The organism is Providencia sp. PROV119, assembly GCF_028482435.1.
Classification (GTDB): domain Bacteria; phylum Pseudomonadota; class Gammaproteobacteria; order Enterobacterales; family Enterobacteriaceae; genus Providencia; species Providencia stuartii.
Window position 1 is genome coordinate 158,552 of the sequence record NZ_JAMPQL010000014.1, and the last position, 21,906, is coordinate 180,457.

At 42.0% G+C, this 21,906-nt stretch carries 15 protein-coding genes; 4 read left to right on the top strand and 11 right to left on the bottom strand.

From position 1 onward, the window contains the following. Positions 1-52 precede the first annotated feature (52 nt). Positions 53-1,429 carry a lysine-sensitive aspartokinase 3 gene (gene lysC, locus PSF11_RS13610; protein ID WP_004925907.1) on the top strand — a complete coding sequence of 459 codons (1,377 nt, stop codon included), beginning with the start codon at positions 53-55 and terminating at the stop codon, positions 1,427-1,429. Between the two features lie 53 nt (positions 1,430-1,482). Here the strand turns inward: lysC and PSF11_RS13615 are convergent, their stop codons facing one another. The 4 genes from PSF11_RS13615 to metH all read right to left on the bottom strand — a co-directional run bounded on the left by PSF11_RS13615 (position 1,483) and on the right by metH (position 8,033). Further along, positions 1,483-2,100, bottom strand: a complete 618-nt coding sequence (locus tag PSF11_RS13615) for a LysE family translocator (protein ID WP_004925905.1) — start codon at positions 2,098-2,100, stop codon at positions 1,483-1,485. Next, the gene (locus tag PSF11_RS13620; RefSeq protein ID WP_004925902.1) at positions 2,097-3,578 is read right to left on the bottom strand and encodes a tetratricopeptide repeat protein; all 1,482 of its coding nucleotides are present in this window, start codon (positions 3,576-3,578) and stop codon (positions 2,097-2,099) included. The genes PSF11_RS13615 and PSF11_RS13620 overlap by 4 nt, the downstream gene beginning before the upstream one ends. A 147-nt stretch (positions 3,579-3,725) precedes the next feature. Beyond that, positions 3,726-4,313, bottom strand: a complete 588-nt coding sequence (locus PSF11_RS13625; RefSeq protein ID WP_004925899.1) for a hypothetical protein — start codon at positions 4,311-4,313, stop codon at positions 3,726-3,728. Between the two features lie 54 nt (positions 4,314-4,367). Beyond that, on the bottom strand, positions 4,368-8,033 hold the full coding sequence (gene metH, locus PSF11_RS13630; protein WP_072503007.1) for a methionine synthase: 3,666 nt from the start codon (positions 8,031-8,033) through the stop codon (positions 4,368-4,370). Between the two features lie 227 nt (positions 8,034-8,260). Between metH and iclR the strand changes: the two genes are divergently transcribed. Further along, positions 8,261-9,091, top strand: coding sequence for a glyoxylate bypass operon transcriptional repressor IclR (gene iclR, locus PSF11_RS13635; RefSeq protein WP_004925895.1), 831 nt, complete (start codon positions 8,261-8,263; stop codon positions 9,089-9,091). 18 nt (positions 9,092-9,109) lie between these two features. On the opposite strand, the gene PSF11_RS13640 is transcribed toward iclR, so the two are convergent. The 3 genes from PSF11_RS13640 to PSF11_RS13650 form a co-directional block, all read right to left on the bottom strand. Continuing rightward, entirely contained in the window at positions 9,110-9,994 is an 885-nt protein-coding gene (locus PSF11_RS13640; protein WP_014656937.1) for an N-acetylmuramoyl-L-alanine amidase, read from the bottom strand. A gap of 917 nt (positions 9,995-10,911) precedes the next feature. After that, positions 10,912-11,187: a helix-turn-helix domain-containing protein gene (locus PSF11_RS13645; protein ID WP_004925889.1), complete on the bottom strand. Its 276-nt coding sequence runs from the start codon at positions 11,185-11,187 to the stop codon at positions 10,912-10,914. Between the two features lie 471 nt (positions 11,188-11,658). Next, entirely contained in the window at positions 11,659-12,447 is a 789-nt protein-coding gene (locus PSF11_RS13650) for an N-acetylmuramoyl-L-alanine amidase-like domain-containing protein (protein WP_004925887.1), read from the bottom strand. A gap of 357 nt (positions 12,448-12,804) precedes the next feature. On the opposite strand from PSF11_RS13650, the gene edd reads away from it, so the two are divergent. Then, complete coding sequence (gene edd / locus PSF11_RS13655) at positions 12,805-14,601, top strand: phosphogluconate dehydratase (protein ID WP_376739128.1); 1,797 nt, start codon at positions 12,805-12,807, stop codon at positions 14,599-14,601. Positions 14,602-14,626: 25 nt separating this feature from the next. Further along, the gene (locus tag PSF11_RS13660) at positions 14,627-15,268 is read left to right on the top strand and encodes a bifunctional 4-hydroxy-2-oxoglutarate aldolase/2-dehydro-3-deoxy-phosphogluconate aldolase (protein WP_072502579.1); all 642 of its coding nucleotides are present in this window, start codon (positions 14,627-14,629) and stop codon (positions 15,266-15,268) included. A gap of 61 nt (positions 15,269-15,329) precedes the next feature. Here PSF11_RS13660 and aceK read toward each other — a convergent pair whose 3' ends face one another. The 4 genes from aceK to metA form a co-directional block, all read right to left on the bottom strand. Further along, on the bottom strand, positions 15,330-17,081 hold the full coding sequence (aceK, locus tag PSF11_RS13665; RefSeq protein WP_004925884.1) for a bifunctional isocitrate dehydrogenase kinase/phosphatase: 1,752 nt from the start codon (positions 17,079-17,081) through the stop codon (positions 15,330-15,332). A 105-nt stretch (positions 17,082-17,186) separates the two neighbouring features. Then, positions 17,187-18,494, bottom strand: a complete 1,308-nt coding sequence (gene aceA, locus PSF11_RS13670) for an isocitrate lyase (RefSeq protein WP_072502580.1) — start codon at positions 18,492-18,494, stop codon at positions 17,187-17,189. Between the two features lie 53 nt (positions 18,495-18,547). Then, the gene (gene aceB, locus PSF11_RS13675; protein ID WP_014656941.1) at positions 18,548-20,146 is read right to left on the bottom strand and encodes a malate synthase A; all 1,599 of its coding nucleotides are present in this window, start codon (positions 20,144-20,146) and stop codon (positions 18,548-18,550) included. Positions 20,147-20,500: 354 nt separating this feature from the next. Beyond that, complete coding sequence (metA, locus tag PSF11_RS13680) at positions 20,501-21,430, bottom strand: homoserine O-acetyltransferase MetA (protein WP_014656942.1); 930 nt, start codon at positions 21,428-21,430, stop codon at positions 20,501-20,503. Between the last annotated feature and the right edge of the window lie 476 nt (positions 21,431-21,906).

Consider the following 21,906-nt stretch of genomic DNA (forward strand, 5'->3'; position numbering starts at 1 on the left):
CCTAACCCGATATTTCTATATAAAAAATAGATTGCCAAAAGGGATTGATACCATGAATGCAGTAGCCTCTTTGCCAGAAAATAATCCGTACGTTATCGCCAAATTTGGGGGGACAAGTGTCGCTAATTTTGAAGCCATGAACAAAAGTGCAGACGTTGTTCTTTCGAACAATAATGTCCGCGTAGTGGTACTTTCTGCTTCTGCGGGTATCACTAATTTGTTGATAGAGCTTGCCGAAGGTTGCGATGCCGACAAACGTAATCAGCTACTGCAAAAAGTTAAAGAGATCCAATATGCGATTATTGATCATTTACAACATGCGGAAGTAATTCGCGAAGAGATTAATCGTTTATTAGATAATATTGCTCATTTGGCAGATTCCGCTTCTCTGGCAACTTCCGATGCGCTCACCGATGAAATGGTGAGTCACGGTGAACTTATGTCGACTTTGCTGTTTGTTGAAGTCCTCCGCCAGCGTGGGGCTAACTCACAATGGTTTGATGTGCGCAAAGTAATGAAAACAAATGCAAACTTTGGTCGCGCTGAACCCGACCTTTTGCAATTAAAAGAGTCGGCCCAACAACACTTGCTCCCTCGCCTACAGGGTTCTTTAGTCATTACACAAGGTTTTATTGGGCAAGATAGCAAAGGACGCACAACAACACTTGGCCGTGGCGGTAGCGATTATACCGCGGCATTATTGGCTGAAGTTCTCAATTTAGCACGTGTTGATATCTGGACAGACGTTCCTGGTATTTACACGACAGATCCACGCGTCGTACCCGCAGCACAGCGTATCGATGAAATTGCTTTTGACGAAGCCGCAGAAATGGCAACGTTTGGCGCTAAAATATTGCATCCAGCAACGCTATTACCTGCGGTACGTGCTGGGATCCCTGTTTTTGTTGGCTCCAGTAAAGAGCCACAAGCTGGCGGAACCTTAGTGTGTGATAAAACCGCGAATGCCCCTCAATTTAGAGCGTTAGCACTGCGCCGTAAACAAACACTGCTCACGTTACATAGCCTAAAAATGCTGCATGCTCGAGGCTTCTTAGCTGAAATATTCACGATTTTATTACGTCACAATATTTCCGTTGACTTGATCACCACATCCGAGGTGAGCGTAGCCCTCACATTAGACACCACTGGCTCTACGGGTACAAATGGTAGCTTACTCACCAACGCACTGATGACAGAGCTATCAGCGCTATGCCGCGTAGAAGTAGAAGAAAACTTAGCGCTAGTGGCCATCATTGGTAACGAACTGTCGCAAGTAAATGGCCTCGGCAAACAAATTTTTGGGGCGCTAGAATCCTTCAATATCCGAATGATCAGCTACGGTGCCAGCAGCCATAATATCTGCCTACTGGTACCAGGTAATGACGCGGAAGAGATAGTGCGCACTCTGCATTCAAATCTATTTGAATAACGGCTCACTTTACTGAGAAGACAGGCGCTCTTAGATAAAGGGCGCCTTTGACTTTATCGGCGAGAGAAAGCTAATTTAGCCGCGAACATAATAAAAATTAGCCCTGTTGTTCTGTCCATCCAGCGAATTACCGCCGGTTTTTTAAATAATGTCGATAGGGGGCGGGTAGCACCAATCAACAAGCCACTCCAAATAATCCCTAAAATGACATGGATCCCCACCAGCAAAAATGTCCACATCACTACATCTTTTCCGGCAGGGATAAATTGCGGTAAAAATGAGACATAGAAAATACCTACTTTTGGGTTAAGTAAATTGCCCAAAAAGCCTCGCATAAACCAATTTTGTTGCTTGGTGGATGTCGCGTTATTACCTGAAAAATGGTTTCTCGGTTTCAATAGCATTTGAACACCAAGCCAACACAAATAGGCAGCACCACACCATTTTAAAATAGAGTAAGCGAGTTCAGAGGCGGCAATCAGTGCGCCTAAACCAAAGGCTACCATAGCCCCCCACGCCAAACACCCTAACCCAATTCCTGCCGCGGCGGCAAAGGCCGTTCGTGTTCCCTGAACCGTTGATGTTCTTAAAATTAGTGCGGTATCAATACCTGGTGTTATTGTTAGCAATGTTGCCGCGAGTACATATGCGACCATCAATTCAGCTATCATTCATCACCTCCCTTTATCTTAGCCATCGCCTTTTGTACATTTGCCGTGTACTCCAACATCGCTGCTGTCACCGCTGCATTCTCTTTTAACAACCTTAAATTTTTTTGTGCTGTTGTATCATCCTGCTGACTCGCCCGCTCAAACCACATGATGGCTCGAAAGATATTTTTATCGCCACCAAGCCCCTTGGCATACATGACGGCAAGGTTATTTTGTGCATCACTGAGGCCTTGAAACGCGGATTGTTGCCATAATTCCCGCGCTCTTCGCGCATCTTGTTTTACCCCATTTCCCGTTAAGTAAAAAATGGCCAATTGATTTTTTGATTGGATATCATCCTGCTCTGAGGCTTGTAGCCAACTCACCACTTTTTGAATATCTATCTCAGGGAGTTGCCCTGCAATATACAATTCAGCGAGTTTTGTTTGTGCTTCGACAATATCATCCTCGGCCATGCTCATATACCATTCAATGGCTTTTCCATGATTGGCTTTGACACCGCCTAACCCTTTTTCGTAAAACTCCGCGACTTTCATTGCAGCAGGAACAGAACCATTATTGGCGCCTAGCAAATACCACTCAAAGGCACTGCCAAGATCTTTGCCTACACCATCACCCTCTTCATAGCCCCGCCCCATCACAAACAGTGCATCTGTATACCCCTGTGATGCAGCACGCTTATACCAATACATCGCTTGATACGGGTTCTTTTCAATCAAACGGTGGCCTTCATAATAGAGATCCCCCATATTCATTTGTGCAATTGCTGAACCCATATTTGCTGCTTGTCGATACAAATCAATGGCTTTTTCCTCGTCCTGCTGAACGCCTTCACCCTTTTCATATAAGACAGCTAAGTTATTGACTGCCGCAGCCACTCCCTGCTGTGCACTCTTTTCATACCACATTTTGGCTTTTTGATAATCAACCTCACCGTCTAAGCCATCGTAATAAAACATACCTAACGCCAACTGGCTATACGCGCCCCCTTGTTCGGCGGACTTCGTATACCATGCTTTAGCTTGTTTATAATCTTGCTCCAAGCCTAAGCCGCGCTCATACAAAAAACCTAAACTATATTGGCAATCAGGGTCACCCTTTTCTGCCCCTTTCCGATACCAGCGCACTGCCTCTGCATATTTTTGCTGCTGTTGTGCTAAAAGCCCTAAATAATAGTCACCATCGGCACTGCCGCGATCAGAGACTTTTTTAAACCAAATGAAAGCCTTATCTGCATCAGGAGATAAATAATCAGTACCATCCATATAAACAAGGCCAATATTGAGCATGGCATCAATATCACCAGACTCAGCTTCTTTTAATTTATGAGTAAACTCGACAGGAAGGTTTTCAGGGGGTGTGGCAAGAGAAGCTGGCGGTTGCTGTTTTCCTTGTACCGATAATGTTTCCTTGGAATTAGCCTGCACAAAAGCAGCACTGCCTAAACAAAGCAAAAATATTAAGGGTCGTAAATTCATTCAATCAATCCATTCGCCAGCATTATGCTTATAACATAACACTCCTCATGGAAAAGCATAAGCGTTCAGCTCCTAAAATCAGCAACGAATAATAGAATATTTAGGCATATTTTAGGTGGTGAAAAACCGTTCACCACCTACAGGGGATTAGTTGACTCGATAACCGCCATGTTTGCTTGCGAATAAATTAAATTTCCCCCATTCCACTAGCATGGATTCCAGCATTTCATGGCTGACCTTACATAGGTTCGCTATTTGTGACACAACAAATTGGTTTTCCCCGATTAATTCAGGGGAGAAAACTTCAGCTATCCAACCACACTCTTTCATGGTGACCAACCAACCGTCATTGGTGGCAAACTTATGCACAGGGATCATTCCCTCTTTCGGGCTTTCTTTCGATAATAATTTATCTTCATCGCGTTGTGCTTGGTGGAATGCGTCAATTTCTTCTTGTGAAGGAACAGGCTCAACCATTTGTGCATCTTCTAAATAAAGATAAATCTCCTCCGCACGAGCCGGTGTCAATTCACTTTTTAGCCAAATTTGATTGAAACAGTGGTCATCTAACATCTCATCGGTATCAAGCTTATCCATGATTTGCAAAATACTCATCATGGCGCTCACCAGATCTTCACTCATGAAAAATGTCTCAGGTGCCGCACTGTTTTGGATTTTATAAGGATAAACTGCCGTGTTCGGCAGCCTATCTTCAATAATAAATTCGTAGCTCATCGTTCAGCCTCTTTAAGTGTCTTACTGATAAGATGGTGCCGACCCTCCGGAAATTCAATCCTCTGGGTCATAGCCTAAATTTGGTGCGAGCCATCTTTCAAGTTCACTGACTGACATTCCCTTACGTTTTGCATAGTCCTCGACCTGATCCCGCTGCACCTGAGCGACGGCAAAATATTTACTTTCAGGGTGGCTGAAATACCAACCTGAAACCGACGCTCCAGGCCACATTGCATAAGAACTGGTTAATTGCATACCGACTTGATTTTCCACATCTAATAACTGCCAAATTTTGGCTTTTTCGGTATGTTCAGGGCAAGCTGGATACCCCGGCGCCGGTCGGATCCCCTGATATTTTTCACGGATCAGCTCATCATTCGGCAAATCCTCGTCAGGGGCATAACCCCAATACTCTTTTCTCACCTGCTGGTGCAAGTATTCCGCAAATGCCTCCGCAAGCCTATCAGCTAACGCCTTCAACATAATTTTATTATAGTCATCATGTTGCTGTTCATATCCATCTGCAAGGGCATCTTCTTCTAACCCCCCCGTAACCGCAAAAGCACCAATATAATCCGCTTTTCCACTGGCTTTAGGGGCGACAAAGTCAGATAAACAGTAGTTAGGAAACTCTTTCTTCTCTGTTTGTTGACGTAGGTTGAGAGCGATAACATCTGCACTATCACGAGCCGAGGAACGATATATTTCAATATCATCCCCTACACTGTTTGCAGGAAATAGACCAAATATGCCTCTTGGCGTCAGGGCATTATCCTTCGCGAGTTGATCTAGCATGTTGTTCGCGTCTTTTAGTAATTTACGCGCCTCTTCACCGACCACCTCATCTTCTAGGATGCGTGGATATTTCCCCGCGAGCGACCATGTCATAAAGAAAGGCGTCCAATCAATATAATGACGTAATGTCTCAATCGATGCTTTGACCTCTTTCACACCAAGGAAACGTGGCACAGGTGGCTGGTAATTTTGCCAATCAATTTTCACTGAGTTAGCGCGAGCAATTTCAAGGGAGACTGGCGGGGTTTTGGGTTTTTTACGTCCATGTTGCTCACGAACGATTTCATATTCACGGCGAGTTCGAGCAACGAACTCCGCTTTTTGTGTTGCGGAAAGTAGCGCGGAAACCACGCCTACAGTGCGCGATGCATTTTGTACATATGTCACTGAGTGGCTGTAATTGGGTTCTATTTTTACTGCCGTGTGAGCTTTTGATGTTGTCGCTCCCCCAATCATCAAAGGGATTGTAAAGCCTTGGCGCTCCATCTCTTTAGCCACATGGACCATCTCATCCAACGAAGGCGTAATTAACCCAGAAAGGCCAATAACATCAACATTCTGCTCACGGGCTGTTTTTAAGATGGTTTCACAAGGTACCATCACGCCCAAGTCAACAATCTCATAGTTATTACACTGTAAAACGACGCTGACAATATTTTTACCTATATCGTGAACATCACCTTTAACGGTCGCTAATAAAATTTTACCCGCGCTGCTACCTGATTGTTTAAGTGCCTGAATATAAGGTTCTAAGTAGGCAACTGCTTGTTTCATCACTCGAGCGGATTTAACAACCTGTGGTAAAAACATTTTCCCTTCACCAAACAAGTCACCCACGACATTCATCCCATTCATCAATGGTCCTTCAATCACTTCAATAGGGCTTGCTGCGAGTTGGCGCGCCTCCTCCGTATCTGGGATGATAAATTCGGTGATCCCTTTAACTAACGCATATTCTAAACGCTTTTCGACAGCCCAAGAGCGCCATTCAGCCTGTTGAACTTGCTGCTCCTCACTGCCTGATGCACGATATTTTTCCGCTAATTCCAACAGGCGTTCAGTGCTATCCTCACGGCGGTTTAAGATCACATCTTCGACCGCATCTTTTAACTCTTTAGGCAGATCATCATAGATAGCTAACTGCCCCGCATTGACGATCCCCATATCCATGCCATTACGGATAGCATAATAGAGGAACACAGCATGGATCGCTTCACGAACGGGATCATTGCCTCTGAATGAAAACGACACGTTAGAGACACCACCAGAGATCATCGCATGTGGAAGCTGCTGCTTAATATCCTGACAAACTTCAATAAAATCGACAGCATAGTTATTATGTTCTTCAATACCTGTCGCGACGGCAAAAATATTTGGATCAAAAATAATATCTTCTGGAGGGAAACCGACCGTGTCAGTCAATACGTGATAGGCACGACGACAAATTTCGATTTTTCGTTCACGGGTGTCGGCTTGGCCTACCTCATCAAATGCCATCACAATGACTGCGGCACCATATTTACGCACCAATTTGGCATGTTCGATAAAGGCACTTTCCCCCTCCTTCATCGAAATTGAGTTCACAATGCCTTTGCCTTGAATGCATTTCAGCCCTTTTTCGATAACATCCCATTTTGAAGAGTCGATCATAATGGGAACACGGGCAATATCAGGTTCGCCAGCAATTAAATTAAGAAAACGCACCATCGCCGCTTCCGAATCCAACATCCCTTCATCCATGTTGATATCGATAATCTGTGCGCCGTTTTCCACTTGCTGGCGAGCAATATCTAATGCCTCTTGGTAGTTTCCTTCCTTAATGAGACGTTTAAACTTCGCCGATCCCGTCACATTCGTACGTTCGCCGACGTTAACAAATAACGAGTCTTTGCCAATATTAAGTGGTTCTAGCCCTGATAAACGGCACTCTACAGGTAACTTTGGTAAGGCGCGCGGCGCAATTCCTTTAACGGCTTCAACAATTTTTTTGATGTGCAACGGTGTCGTACCACAACATCCCCCGACAATATTCAAAAAGCCTGCTTGTGCCCATTCACGAATTTGTTCCGCCATATTTTGTGCATCGAGATCATATTCGCCAAAAGCATTGGGTAAGCCTGCGTTAGGGTGTGCACTGACATAGCACTCCGCAATACGCGATAGTTCAGACACATATTGGCGCAATTCATTTGGCCCTAAAGCACAGTTGAGACCAAAGGATAAAGGTCTAGCATGACGCAATGAGTTATAGAAAGCTTCGGTAGTTTGCCCCGATAGGGTACGCCCAGACGCATCGGTGATCGTCCCCGAAATCATAACTGGCAGAGTCACTCCCAAGGCTTCAAATTCTGTTTCAACCGCAAAGATCGCCGCTTTTGCATTTAACGTATCAAAAATTGTTTCGATCATGATCAGATCGACACCTCCTTTGATCAAGGCGCGCGTTGATTCACGATAGGCTTCAACTAATTGATCAAAATTGATATTCCGAAATGCGGGGTCGTTAACATCAGGGGAGATCGAGGCTGTGCGGTTAGTCGGTCCCAACACACCAGCAACATAGCGTGGCTGTTCCGGTGTTTTACGTGTCCACTCATCGGCACATTCACGGGCGATACGTGCAGCGGCTTCATTTATTTCGGCAGACAACGATTCCATTTTGTAGTCTGCCATCGCAATCGTTGTTGAGTTAAATGTGTTTGTCTCAACAATATCTGCCCCAGCCGCAAAGTATTGATCATGAATATCGCGGATAATTTCAGGCTGAGTCAAAACAAGGAGGTCGTTGTTTCCTTTGAGGTCACAAGGCCAATCCGCAAAGCGTTCACCACGGAATTGTTCTTCGGTTAGCTTATGGCGCTGGATCATCGTCCCCATTGCGCCATCCAGTACTAAGATCCTTTTTTGTAATTCTTGTTCTAACATACTGATTTTATAAACCACTTTCCCTGCCTCCTAAAAAACAACAACCAAAGTCATAAGTTAAATTAGTGCCACATTCATCCTATCATAATTTTTACGTTGAGAATTCCACCTCATGATGAGAGTTTCTCAGGTTGCATAAGATCTAATTTTTCACTGATCCGATGAGTATTTTGAGGTGAAATCATCCATAATAGAAACAAAAATTCATTCCAGTCAGGAGAGACTTAATGGCGACTGCATCAATCAGTAAAAAAATAAAAAAGGCAAAGGGGCCGGCAAGTGGAGCACCTGCGGCAGGTCAAGTCCAGTCATTAAGTCGTGGGCTAACCCTTTTGGAATATATTTCTGAATCAACGGGAGGGATTGCGTTGACCGACCTTGCTCTACAAGCGGGTCTACCTAACTCCACAACCCACCGTTTGCTCATGACACTCGAACAACACGGTTTTGTCCGTCAGACTGGCGATCTCGGCTTATGGGTGATTGCTTCTAATGCGTTTATTATTGGGAGCAGCTTCCTTGAAAGTCGTAACCTACTGGCCTTAGTTCACCCTATTTTACGTCGTTTAATGGAAGAGTCCGGTGAGACCGTCAACCTTGCCATTCTTGACCATAGTGAATTCGACGCAGTCATTGTCGACCAAGTGCAATGTAATGCTTTAATGCGCATGTCTGCCCCTATCGGTGGGAAACTTCCTCTGCATGCTTCCGGTGCAGGCAAAGCATTTATCGCCAACTTACCGGAAGAACAACTCATTCCACTATTGAGTAAAAAAGGGCTTCACGCCTATACACCTTATACTTTAACGACGCCATCTGCCCTTAAAGAAAACCTGCAACAAGCGAAAAAGCAAGGGTTCTCTTATGATGATGAGGAGCACGCTTTAGGACTCAGGTGCATTGGCGCATGTATTTATGATGAACACAAAGAGGCGTTTGCTGCCATCTCTATTTCAGGGCCACTTTCACGGATCACCGACGATCGGGTGACTGAACTCGGCGCTATGGTGATCAAAGCCGCCAAAGAGATCAGTCGTGAATATGGCGCGATCCGCTAACCTATAAAAATAAGGTTATTAATTAGTTATATGCTGAACCTGTGGATGCGTAAATGAATTTGTAGATAAGAAACGTGGCATATCACGGTACTTTTCAATAAGCGCTAACGCAATTGCCTCAGTTTCAGCATCGGCTTTTCCATCAATGTTCCGTGGACGGAAATGCATTTGGAATGCGCTAATGATCTGTTGCGTCTGCCCATCCAGCTCCCCTGATAGCGGAATTTCCGCATAGCCATAAAACCTTAGCGCCTTCTGTAACAATAGCACATTACTCGGCTCGTCTTTCCCTCTATTCGACAAATAACCTTTTACTGTCGCAGCATCAGGCCATGCGCCAATGCCTTGTTTCGCCAATTCTTCCCATGGAAAGGCTCTACCGGGGTCCTCTTTGCGTAATGGCGCAATATCACTATGCCCGATGATATTTTGCGCAGGGATATTATAGCGCTGCATAATATCTTTCACTAACGGGATTAAAGCTAAAATTTGCGACTGATTAAAAGGAGCCCATATTTTACGGCCATTCTGATCCGTGGAAAAACCTGAATTCACAATTTCAATACCAATAGAAGTATCATTCAAATTACTGCTATTTAGCCAATGGCTATCACCAGCATGCCATGCCTTTAGCGATTCCGGCACTAGCTGTAATACCACGGGCTTATTATTTTCCTGTGAGGGAGTACTTGGGATCAGATAATGGGAACTCACATTACCTTTAGTGAGCAGATAGATAGATTGATTGTCATCAGACACTGTATAGTGCAAAACCACATATTGGACCCTTTCACTCGTATTGCGTGACGGATAGCGATTATCAACATAGTATCCCTGCCGTGGTGACAGCGTTGAACAACCTGAAATAATAAAAACCATTAGAATTAATAAATAACGGATCATTCAATCTGTCCTTATAGCCCCTATGTTAAATTGACAGGCATTCTACCTATTTATTTGTTTACAAAGAATACACAAAATAAAAATAGACGATTATCTAAGCTAAATCGCCAAGAAAAATAGGGCATTATCCATATTAAAAAAAACGATTGAAATACCTTTTTTACCCATGCTTAAGCCAAAATGCGTAACCGTTATTTTGAGCATTTTAACCGTTCGATTCAGGCTATCATATACACGGAAAATGCTTTATAGCCTGCACGGCATCCTTACCTTAAATGGGTTGATTATTTTATCTCTAATTTGTTTCAAAAGAATTTAGCATAAGTTTAATTCATTGGTTTAGGTTACCATTATCAATCTAGTTACTATTTTACTTTAATCAAATATAGCCTTTATTTGGTTAATAGTTAAAACCAAAACCTAATAAAAGGGTAAAAATACGAAAACGGTCTGGTTTCTTTAAAATCAAATTATCAAAAATTGATATGATAGATGATTAATTTTAGAATAATTTATAATTAATCTGATAAAAAATAATCAATCGGAATACTTTATTAAGTATAAACCACATGTTTATTTATCTAGTCTTGATAGTTCAGATATAAGTTGACCTTCAATCGCGATTATTTATCCGATGTATAACGAAAGAGTCATGGATGACTAAGGTAAATAAGCATACCTTGAGTGATATATTCACCAATTATATTAGTATATTTTACAGTTTGAGTGGGTAACCGATAATTTAATACCAGTTACCCATAGAGGTGCTCGAACACATATTACGCGTTGATAACTAGTCACATTGACTATATTAGATTAAAATTATTAACAAAGTTTTAGTCTTTATCAGAACAGCCTAAAAATTCCTCTAATAAATTAGAGAATCTCGTCAGACCTCCTAATCTCAAATAAATTTCCTATTCTATTGATGTATAGAAAGTTCGCTTCTCATGTTCAACTTCTGTCGTAATAATCCTCACAATATCTTTAACATCGATATCTAAAAATACAATAATTTCAATAAGTTTATCTAAACTCAATTTATTTACGCCACGCTCATAACGCGAGATTTGTTGCTGACTTAAATTAATAATATTTGCTAATTCGTGACCAGATAATCCTCTTTTCATTCTTGCTTGACGCAAATGGTGACCTAATAAAGCATACACATCTTCTCTTTTTTTTATCGCCATATCCCTCTCCTAGAAAAGGAAATAATATTATTTTATTAGCCCAACTATTATAGAATTTCCCCCCCTCTTTAAAAATAGTTATCAGCAATCAAAATTTAACATATTGATAGTTAATAGTTATCATTCATTTTATTAAACAAATTTATTCCTTTTTTAAAAAAGCAATTCATTGCTTTTTAATCATTTTTTTATTTTTATCACGCCTACAATTAGTTTTATAGTTAATTATTTATACTTAATATTTTAATAACTATTTACACTTTAAATAACTCTAGAAATAGTTAGACACTTTAAACAATATTTAGAATTCCTGAAAAATGAGTAACAACAATCCATAATATGAGGTAGATCATAATTTATGAATTAAATATTAAATTAAATCCAATTCAAATTGAATACAGTCAGCTCCATAAAGATATATTTAAAGCTGTAAATTTAACTAATGGCGATATCAGAACTTGAAGTAATCCCCTAATATCCGGTCGATGAGTCTACTGTGGATCTGACGACAATGATCCCAGCCTTACCACGCAAATAGCGCATTAACTCTATATCCATAACTTGCAAATTAAGTTTTAATGAGGAAGCATTTCTAAAATAAATTTTACCGCCCTGACGAATAGCAATCCCAACGTGACTTACATCTAGCCCAGCCCGATTAGCATAAATCCCAATATAATCCCCTGTCTGTAGCGCATCTAACACAGCCTCATCAATATACTCTGTCGGTATATAGCTGACTACGCGTTTCGTTACCGGTAGACCTTGAATAAAGCGCTGCCCATGACTTTTTAAATTAAGATTTTTATACACCTGAACTGCGTTAGGGCTGATGGTTTGTGTGATATCAAACACCATACCGTCGTTTTGATACAACCAATCGGTGAAAAAATGCCGTCGATTCACATAGGAGATATTATCTTGCGTATAACGGATATTTTTTAGATTATGAATAAAATCATCATAATTCTCTGATCTTTTAAATGCTTCTGTATATTCAATAAAAGTCATGCAATCCATTGATTTTAAATTTATAACCAACGTTTCTTTCGCCGAAAAAGAAGCGTTCAACGTGTGACTGTTATAAGGCGTGCCTAGCAATGTTTCAGTTATCACTTTAACCCGCTGCTCTTCATTCAGTCCTTTTGTACGTTGCTGAATATCATTGAGTATTGATAGCGAGCCTGATTCCAATACCGTCTCTGCATATGTTAAAGACGATGTGAACAGTAATGCCACTGCAATAAACCGTTTTAGCATGAATCCCCGACTATAGACCTTCTTTCTCAATCAATGTGTAAGCCTATTACTAGACCACAAATCATTCACAAAATTCAGCCTATTAATCGAAAACAGCACAATTTTCCCTCAATCAACAAGTCAAGCAATCTTGATTCAGATCACAGATACTTCGAAATCTGTCCACGATCCATTGCAACTCTATGCATTTCAATTAACAATGTTACCGGTAACATATCGCTAAACAAATAAAGTCTCTTCAGCGCCCTTATTTGATAAATGCGTGTTGGTAGATAAAAAGTCTCTGTGATGAGGTTAGTAATTATGAGCAATTCCAATAAGATAGAGAACGGTTATTCCTCCGTTCATCCTGAAATAATGCGGATCACCAAACGTATTATCGCTCGCTCAAAAAAAACAAGAGAGCATTACCTACACAAAATTGAGCAAGCACGTAGTACAACCGTTCATCGTGCAGAACTTGCTTGTGGTAACCTCGCTCATGGATTTGCAGCCTGCCAACCTGAAGATAAGAAGATCCTCAAAAGCATGACACGCTCTGATATTGCGATCATTAACTCTTATAATGATATGCTGTCAGCTCACCGCCCCTATGACAATTACCCTGAGCGTCTGAAAAAAGCGTTACTCGAATCGGGTGCTATTGGGCAAGTTGCCGCCGGCGTGCCTGCAATGTGTGATGGTGTAACTCAAGGGCAAGATGGCATGGAATTGTCTCTGCTAAGCCGTGATGTGATTGCAATGTCTACCGCAATTGGCCTTTCACATAATATGTTTGACGGCGCGTTATACCTTGGGATCTGCGATAAAATTGTGCCCGGTCTCATGATTGGAGCCTTGTCCTTTGGTCACCTTCCCGCTATTTTTGTTCCTGCCGGTCCAATGGCAACAGGGTTACCGAATAAAGAAAAAGTCCGCATCCGCCAGCTATATGTCGAAGGCAAAGTAGATAGAAACGCGCTATTAGAAGCTGAAGCTGCCTCTTATCATGGTATTGGCACCTGTACCTTTTACGGTACCGCAAACTCTAACCAAATGGTCATGGAGGTTATGGGGCTACATTTACCGGGGGCCTCTTTTGTTCAGCCGGATACCCCTTTACGCGACGCCTTAACCGAGGCAGCAGCACGCCAAATTACTCGTTTAACCGAACAATCAGGTAATTACCTGCCAATAGGTCAATTAATTGACGAAAAGGTCATTGTGAATGGTATTATCGCCTTACTTGCAACTGGCGGTTCAACTAATTTAACTATGCACCTAGTGGCTATTGCACGAGCAGCAGGGATCATCATTAATTGGGATGATTTCTCTGAGCTATCAGCAGTGATCCCATTAATCTGCCGCATTTACCCCAACGGTCAAGCAGATATAAATCAATTTCAAGCCGCAGGCGGAGTACCTCTCCTTATCCGCCAGCTCTTATCCAAAGGATTACTCCATCACGACGTTCATACTGTTGCTGGTGATGGCCTCTCGCGCTACACCATGGAGCCTTGGCTAGACAACGGTCATTTAGCGTGGCGTGACGGCCCCGATACCTCCTTTGACTTGAACGTCATCGCAGATATTAATCAGCCATTTTCCCATCATGGTGGTACAAAAGTTTTATCAGGGAATTTAGGACGCGCCGTCATGAAAACCTCCGCAATACCGGAAGCGAATCAAATCATTGAAGCTCCTGCTGTCGTCTTCAATAACCAACACGATATTTTGCCGCTGTTTGAGTCTGGAGAATTAGATCGTGATTGCGTCATTGTTGTCCGTTTTCAAGGCCCATCTGCAAATGGTATGCCTGAACTCCATAAACTCATGCCTCCATTAGGGGTTCTGATGGATAGAGGTTATAAAGTTGCACTAGTAACAGACGGTCGATTATCCGGCGCATCAGGTAAGGTTCCTTCGGCCATCCATGTCACCCCGGAAGCACATAATGGCGGTTTACTGGCTAAGGTGGAAAATGGCGATATCGTTCGTGTGAATGGTGTAACGGGTGAATTGACTCTGCGAGTCGATGAACCAACACTCGCCGCTCGTCAGGCTTATCAACCAGATTTAAGTGCCCAACGTTCAGGCTGTGGTCGAGAGCTCTTTAGTGCATTAAGAAACCACTTCTCGGGTGCCGAAGAAGGGGCTTGTAGTCTCGATTTTTAACTCCTTCAGTGAATAGGAAAAGATTATGCATAATTGGAAATTAGCTGCTGCAGATGTACTCAATGCAGGCCCTGTCGTTCCCGTCATTGTGATCAATAAACTTGAACAGGCGGTTCCTCTCGCAAAAGCACTGGTAAAAGGGGGAATTAGAGTACTTGAAGTGACACTGCGTACTGAGTGTGCCATTGATGCAATTCGTCTTATTGCCAATGAAGTGCCCGAGGCGATGATCGGAGCAGGCACTGTGATTAATGCTCAACAACTCACTGCCGTCACTGAGGCTGGCGCCCTATTCGCTATTAGCCCAGGTCTTACCGAAGAGTTACTCAGTGCAGCAACAAAAGGTTGTATCCCTCTAATTCCAGGTATATCAACCGTTTCAGAATTAATGCTCGGTATGAATTATGGCTTAAAAGAGTTTAAGTTCTTCCCTGCCGAAGCCAATGGCGGTGTAAAAGCATTAAAAGCAATTGCTGGCCCCTTCTCACAAGTTAAATTTTGTCCAACGGGTGGAATATCGCCAGCTAACTACCGCGATTACCTTGCCTTGAAAAGTGTATTGTGTATCGGTGGTTCATGGTTAGTGCCAGAAGATGCCCTTGAAGCCGGTGATTATCAACGAATCACTCAATTGGCAGAAGAAGCGATTAAAGGCGCTCAGCAATAATTAAATTTGATATATCAATATGAGCCAGAGTATCCCAATACTGTGGCTCTATTTGCTTAACTCAGCCACTAAGTCGCTGCATTGGCTCCTGTCCAAAACGTAAACTAAAGCGCAAATCTTCTCGATAAGCATAGACGTCCTCGATATAGCCGCTGCGGATCCTATTTTGTAAGCCTTGCCAATATTCTGCCGTAAATAAGTTGGCATGCCGCTTCTGTAAATAACCGCGTATTTTAGGGTCTTGGCATAAAAATAACGCAAACTCCTCTGGAAAAACATCCTGCTCTCCCACGCTGTACCAAGGCTCCCCCGAAAGTTCTTGCTCTGGGTACATAGGTTCAGGGATCTTCCTAAAATTTACTTCGGTCATATAGCAAATTTCATCATAGTCATAAAAAACAACGCGGCCATGACGTGTCACACCAAAATTTTTAAATAACATATCGCCTGGAAAAATATTTGCTGCCGCTAGCTGTTTTATCGCCTGACCATACTCATCAATCACATGATGTAATTGCGCTTCGTCAGCCTCATCCATATAAATATTTAATGGCGTCATCTTCCGTTCCATATACAAATGACGGATCAATATTTTGTCGCCTAAATCTTCTATCAGGGAAGGGGCTTCCTTAAGTAATTCCGCCATCAGTTCATCACTGATATAACGCTTTTCAATAATAAAGTTTTCAAATTCTTGGGTATCCGCCATTCGCCCAACCCTATCGTGTTCTTTAACAAGCCGATAGCACTCCTGTACACGTTCCCTCGTGACCTCTTTTTGTGGAGCAAACTCATCTTTAATCAATTTAAATACGCGATCAAAAGAAGGCGAAGTGAATACCAACATTACCATTCCCTTCACACCAGGCGCTATCGTGAACTGTTCTCGAGAAAAATTAATAAAAGCCAGATATTCACGATAGTACTCCGTCTTTCCATGTTTTTGGCAGCCAATTGCCATATACAGTTCAGCAATAGATTTACTCGGTAAAATTTCCCGTAACCAAAAAACCAATGCGGCTGGAAATGGGGCATAAACCATAAAATAAGAGCGAGCAAAACCAAAGACGATGCTGGCTTCATCAAACCCCGTTAAACAGGTATCAACATAAATTTTGTGGTCAGCGTCATGATGAATAGGTAATAAAAAGGGGTGAACTTCATTATTAATGACCAATTTTCCCACCAGCCACGCTGCCTTATTTCTATAAAACAATTCATTCGCAATCTGGAAAGTAACCGTTTCATTGCGAATATTAGGGAATCGTTCTATTAGGCTCTCAACAATGCATTGCACATCCCAACTTAAAGAGCGCCACTGCAAACGTAGCGGCAATGCACTTAGCACTTCTTCCAGTACATTAAACAAACTGTCTTTAACCGGATATTCTCGAGCTAATGGCCTAGGCAGGTCACTAAAACGCCGAGCTGGCTGAGAGGTAAAAATAAATAAGTTGTCTTGCGTCAGTTCCCGATGCTGGAACAAACGACAATACACCGAATTAAAAAAACTTTCTGCAATCTCAAAACGCGGGTAATGCGGTAACAATGCCGTGTATACCCGTTTAATATTCGAAAGCATTTCTGGCGTTAATGACTGAACCAACCCCATAAATTGTAACTGAGCCACGACTAACCCTACATGGTGGTCATACAACTGTATTCTTTGTTTCATCGCATCTTGAATAGCATGCCAATCTGCCCGTTCAAATCGTTCCTGTGCACCTGATGTAATCTCTAAAAAACGACCATACTGAGCATCAAAACCTTGTAAAATGGTTTGAGAAATTATCTGTTCAGTCGATAGTGTCATAGTAGCTCCCGACAAAAAACGGCACTCGAAAGTGCCGGTAAAACAAAAAACAGATACATATGAACAAAAGAAAAATATGCGCGGCTTAATGAAAGAAGTTTCTGGTTAAAACTGCTCTTCTTCCGTCGAACCTGTCAGCGCAGTGACTGACGATGTTCCACCTTGGATCACAGTCGTTACCTTATCAAAATAACCCGTTCCCACCTCCTGCTGATGCGAAGAGAAGGTATAACCCTTATCAATCGCAGCAAACTCACGCTCCTGAACTTTCTCTACGTAGTGCTTCATACCTTCACCTTGTGCATACGCATGAGCTAAATCAAACATGTTAAACCACATGCTATGAATACCCGCCAATGTGATAAACTGGAAGCGGTAACCCATCGCTGAAAGCTCATCTTGGAAGCGAGCAATCGTCGCATCGTCCAAGTTTCTCTTCCAGTTAAAGGAAGGTGAGCAATTATAAGCCAGTAATTTACCCGGGTATTTCGCGTGGATCGCCTCGGCAAATTGGCGAGCCGCCTCTAAATCAGGTTTTGATGTTTCACACCAGACCAAATCAGCATATGGCGCGTAAGCGAGCCCACGGCTAATGGCTTGCTCAATGCCCGCTTTAGTACGGAAAAAGCCTTCGTTGGTTCTTTCCCCTGTGATAAATTCGGCATCATACGGGTCGCAATCCGACGTTAAAAGATCGGCGGCGTCTGCATCCGTTCTCGCGATTAAAATCGTTGGTACTCCCGACACATCCGCTGCTAAACGAGCCGCAACTAACTTTTGTATCGCCTCTTGGGTTGGTACTAGTACCTTTCCACCCATATGACCACATTTTTTAACCGCCGCGAGCTGATCTTCAAAATGTACCGCAGCAGCTCCCGCTTCAATCATACCTTTCATTAGTTCAAAGGCATTTAGCACCCCACCAAATCCCGCTTCAGCATCAGCAACGATAGGGAGGAAGAAATCAATGTATTCCTTATTTTCTGGCCCAATCCCATTAGCCCATTGAATTTGATCCGCCCGACGGAACGTGTTGTTTATCTTTTTCACGACCGAAGGAACCGAATCGACCGGGTATAACGATTGGTCAGGGTACATACTTGATGCCGTGTTCGCATCCGCTGCCACTTGCCAGCCAGAAAGATAAATAGCTTCAATTCCCGCTTTGGCTTGCTGTAATGCTTGTCCCCCCGTTAAGGCACCTAAGGCATTCACATAACCTTTTTTAGAATAGCCATGGAGTTGATCCCATAACCTTTGTGCCCCTCTGGTCGCTAGAGTATGTTCTGGGTTAACTGAACCACGCAGCTTCACCACTTCTTCAGCACTATAAGGGCGAGTGATCCCTTCCCAACGTGCTTTTTTCCACTCATTCTCTAATTGGGCAATCTGCTCTGCGCGTGATATCGTCATGTTCGTATTCCTTATAATTTAAGTAGGGCCTATCGGAACGGCTTTAATCGTGCTTAATTAATAAATTGGTAACCAGGTATTGTTAAAAACTCAATGAGTTCATCTTGCGTTGTTATTCTTCGCATCAAGTCAGCGGCCTCACGGAAACGACCACTTTGGAACTTCTGATCACCAAGCTCTTTTTGAATGACTTGTAATTCTTCATCTAACATTTCTTCAAAGAGGGCTTTAGTGACTTTTTCACCATTTGAAAGCGACTTACCATGGCGGATCCATTGCCAAATAGAGGTACGAGAAATTTCTGCCGTTGCAGCATCCTCCATTAAGCCATATATCGGTACACAACCATTTCCAGATATCCATGCTTCAATATATTGAACTGCAACTCGGATATTCGCTCGCATACCCGCTTCCGTCCTTTCGCCATCACAAGGCTGCAATAGCTGCTGAGCGGTAATTTCTTCGTCTGAATCGCGCGATACGTGTAATTGGTTTTGGTGTTCGCCCAGTGCTTGGTTAAAAACCGCCATGACGGTGTCTGCTAACCCAGGGTGTGCAACCCATGAGCCATCATGACCATTACGGGCTTCTAATTCCTTATCAGCTTTAACCTTCTCTAAAATAGCTTTATTCTCTTGTGCATCTTTACTTGGGATAAAGGCAGACATCCCCCCCATTGCAAAAGCCCCTCGACGGTGGCAAGTTTTAATCAGCAACCGAGAATAAGCACTTAAAAAAGGTTGTGTCATGGTCACGACTTGGCGATCAGGTAATACCCTATCTGCGTGCTCTTTTAATGTTTTGATATAACTGAAAATATAATCCCAACGGCCACAATTTAGACCAACGATATGCTGGCGCATGTGATACAAGATTTCATCCATCTGAAAAACAGCTGGCAGTGTTTCGATAAGTACGGTGGCCTTAATCGTTCCTCGTGGTAAACCAACAGAGTCTTCGGCCATACTAAATACATCACTCCACCATTGAGCTTCCTGCCAAGACTCAAGTTTGGGTATATAGAAGTAAGGGCCACTTCCTTTTGCTAGTAGCGCTTCATAGTTATGAAAAAAGTAGAGCGCAAAATCGAATAACCCTCCGGGGATTGGCTTACCATCGAGCAAAACATGTTTTTCATCTAAATGCAGACCACGAACACGCGCGATTAATACAGCAGGGTTAGATTTTAATTGGTAAACCTTTCCATTTTCGTTGGTATACGAAATATCGCCTCGAACCGCATCTCTTAAATTAATTTGCCCATCGATCAATTTATCCCATGAAGGGGAGAGTGAATCTTCAAAATCAGCCATAAAAACTTTAACATTGGCATTAAGCGCATTGATCACCATCTTACGCTCTACAGGGCCAGTGATCTCAACTCGGCGATCACGCAAATCCTCAGGGATATTTTGAATTTTCCAATCAGCCTTTTTAATGGAATCACTTTCTGAAATGAAATCAGGCAACATGCCAGAATCTATTTTCTGTTGTCTAACTTGCCTTTCTTTCAATAGCACATCTCTTTTAGCGGAAAACTTTTCTGCCAGATCAGAAAGAAACGCGATAGCTTCAGTCGTTAGCACCTTGCTATCTTGCTGATTAAAACTCTTAGTAAATGTTAATGTTGATGCTGATAATTGCTGATCCATTGGTCGATCCTCTCTCATATCTGCCGATAAATTAAGACTAACTCAAAATAAAAATAAATCAAAAACAGTTTCCATTTTATTTTAATTTAAATACAACATATTGATATATAATTAAATTAACAAGATTCTAATTATGATTGCAGGTTCCCTTTTCACAACAAAAGATGTTAAAATTAAGTTAAATCAATGTGTTGTAAAAATAACAATCATTTACTAAAAAACAAAAAAAGCAGCCTCATCAGGGCTGCTTAAATTCTTTAATTAGGATTCAACTTAAATGAAATCGCTGTAATTTATCATTACACTAGGCGAATACGTTGTTATAAGCGTATCTGGCAGTAGATAGGTGGTTTTTTAATCTAACGTCGGCTGCATATGACTAAGATCGAAAGGTGTGATCTGATACACATAATAATTTAACCAATTTGAGAAAAGTAGGTGCCCATGACTACGCCAAGTAATAATGGGATCCTTTTCCGGATTATTTTCCCTAAAATAATTACAGGGGATATTTGGCGAAATTCCAGCATCAACATCGCGCCAATATTCTTGAGCGAGGGTATCCGCATCGTATTCTGGATGACCTGTAACAAAAACTAATCGCTTATCTTTAGATGCAAATAGATAAGCCCCTGCTTCTTGTGAACTAGCTAATATATCCAAATCCGTATGTTTGCGGATCAATGATTCAGGGAAGTCAGCATAGCGTGAATGAGGCGCATAAAAAGATCCATCAAATCCTCGGGTTAATAGGGCAAAAGGCTCAAGCGTATCATGCTGATAAATACCAGATAGCTTTTCTTCCCGTGTCCATTTAGGTAAATCATAAAGCACTTTCAATGCAGCCTGCACCGCCCAGCAAACAAATAGAGTCGAGGTCACATGATCTTTCGCCCAATGAATCACTTTTTCTATTTGCTGCCAATAAGCAACATCACAAAACTCCACTAAACCTAAAGGAGCACCAGTCACAATCAATCCATCAAAATTCTGGTCTTGGATATCCTCAAAGTCACAATAAAAGGTATTCAGATGTTCCGCAGGCGTATTTTTAGATTCACGCTGATCAATTCGCAGTAACTGAATATCAACTTGTAGCGGTGTGTTCGACAGTAAACGTAAAAATTGATTTTCAGTTTCAATTTTCTTAGGCATCAAATTGAGTAGTAACACTTTCAAGGGACGGATCTCCTGAAGGCTTGCTCTTGTCGTTGTCATGACAAAAACATTCTCCTCTCGTAAGAAATTTACCGCTGGCAACTCATCAGGTAAACGAATTGGCATCATCTTCCCCTTTTATACATTTATACGTTTAGACTTCTAGAATGCTAAATAATCTAACCAAAGTTGCCATCATTGTCGAGTCTTTCAACACTAATTGAAATTATTTCAAGTGATTAGATTTGGTACAATTTGATTGCTATATATAGCATGGTTATAACTGTATGATTCTATTTATATTATGATAAAAACTATTCAATTATAAACATCAATATTTATTAGAATTTTTATTTATATCCTATACAGAGACAAAGATACTAAGTACTAGTAATGCTGGCTGGAATCCGCCAAAAATAGAGAAAATGGGAAAAGAAGGGAAGTGATGGAAGGTAAGGTATGAAATAGATGAGGGCTTTGATAAATTTCTTACTAATAATTCTTTAATCTATCTATTGGAATAACCCATATTTGAAAAAATAAGCCGCCTTAAATAAGGGATTAAACTTTATCTTCTCCCAAACGCAAAAAAGCCACCCATC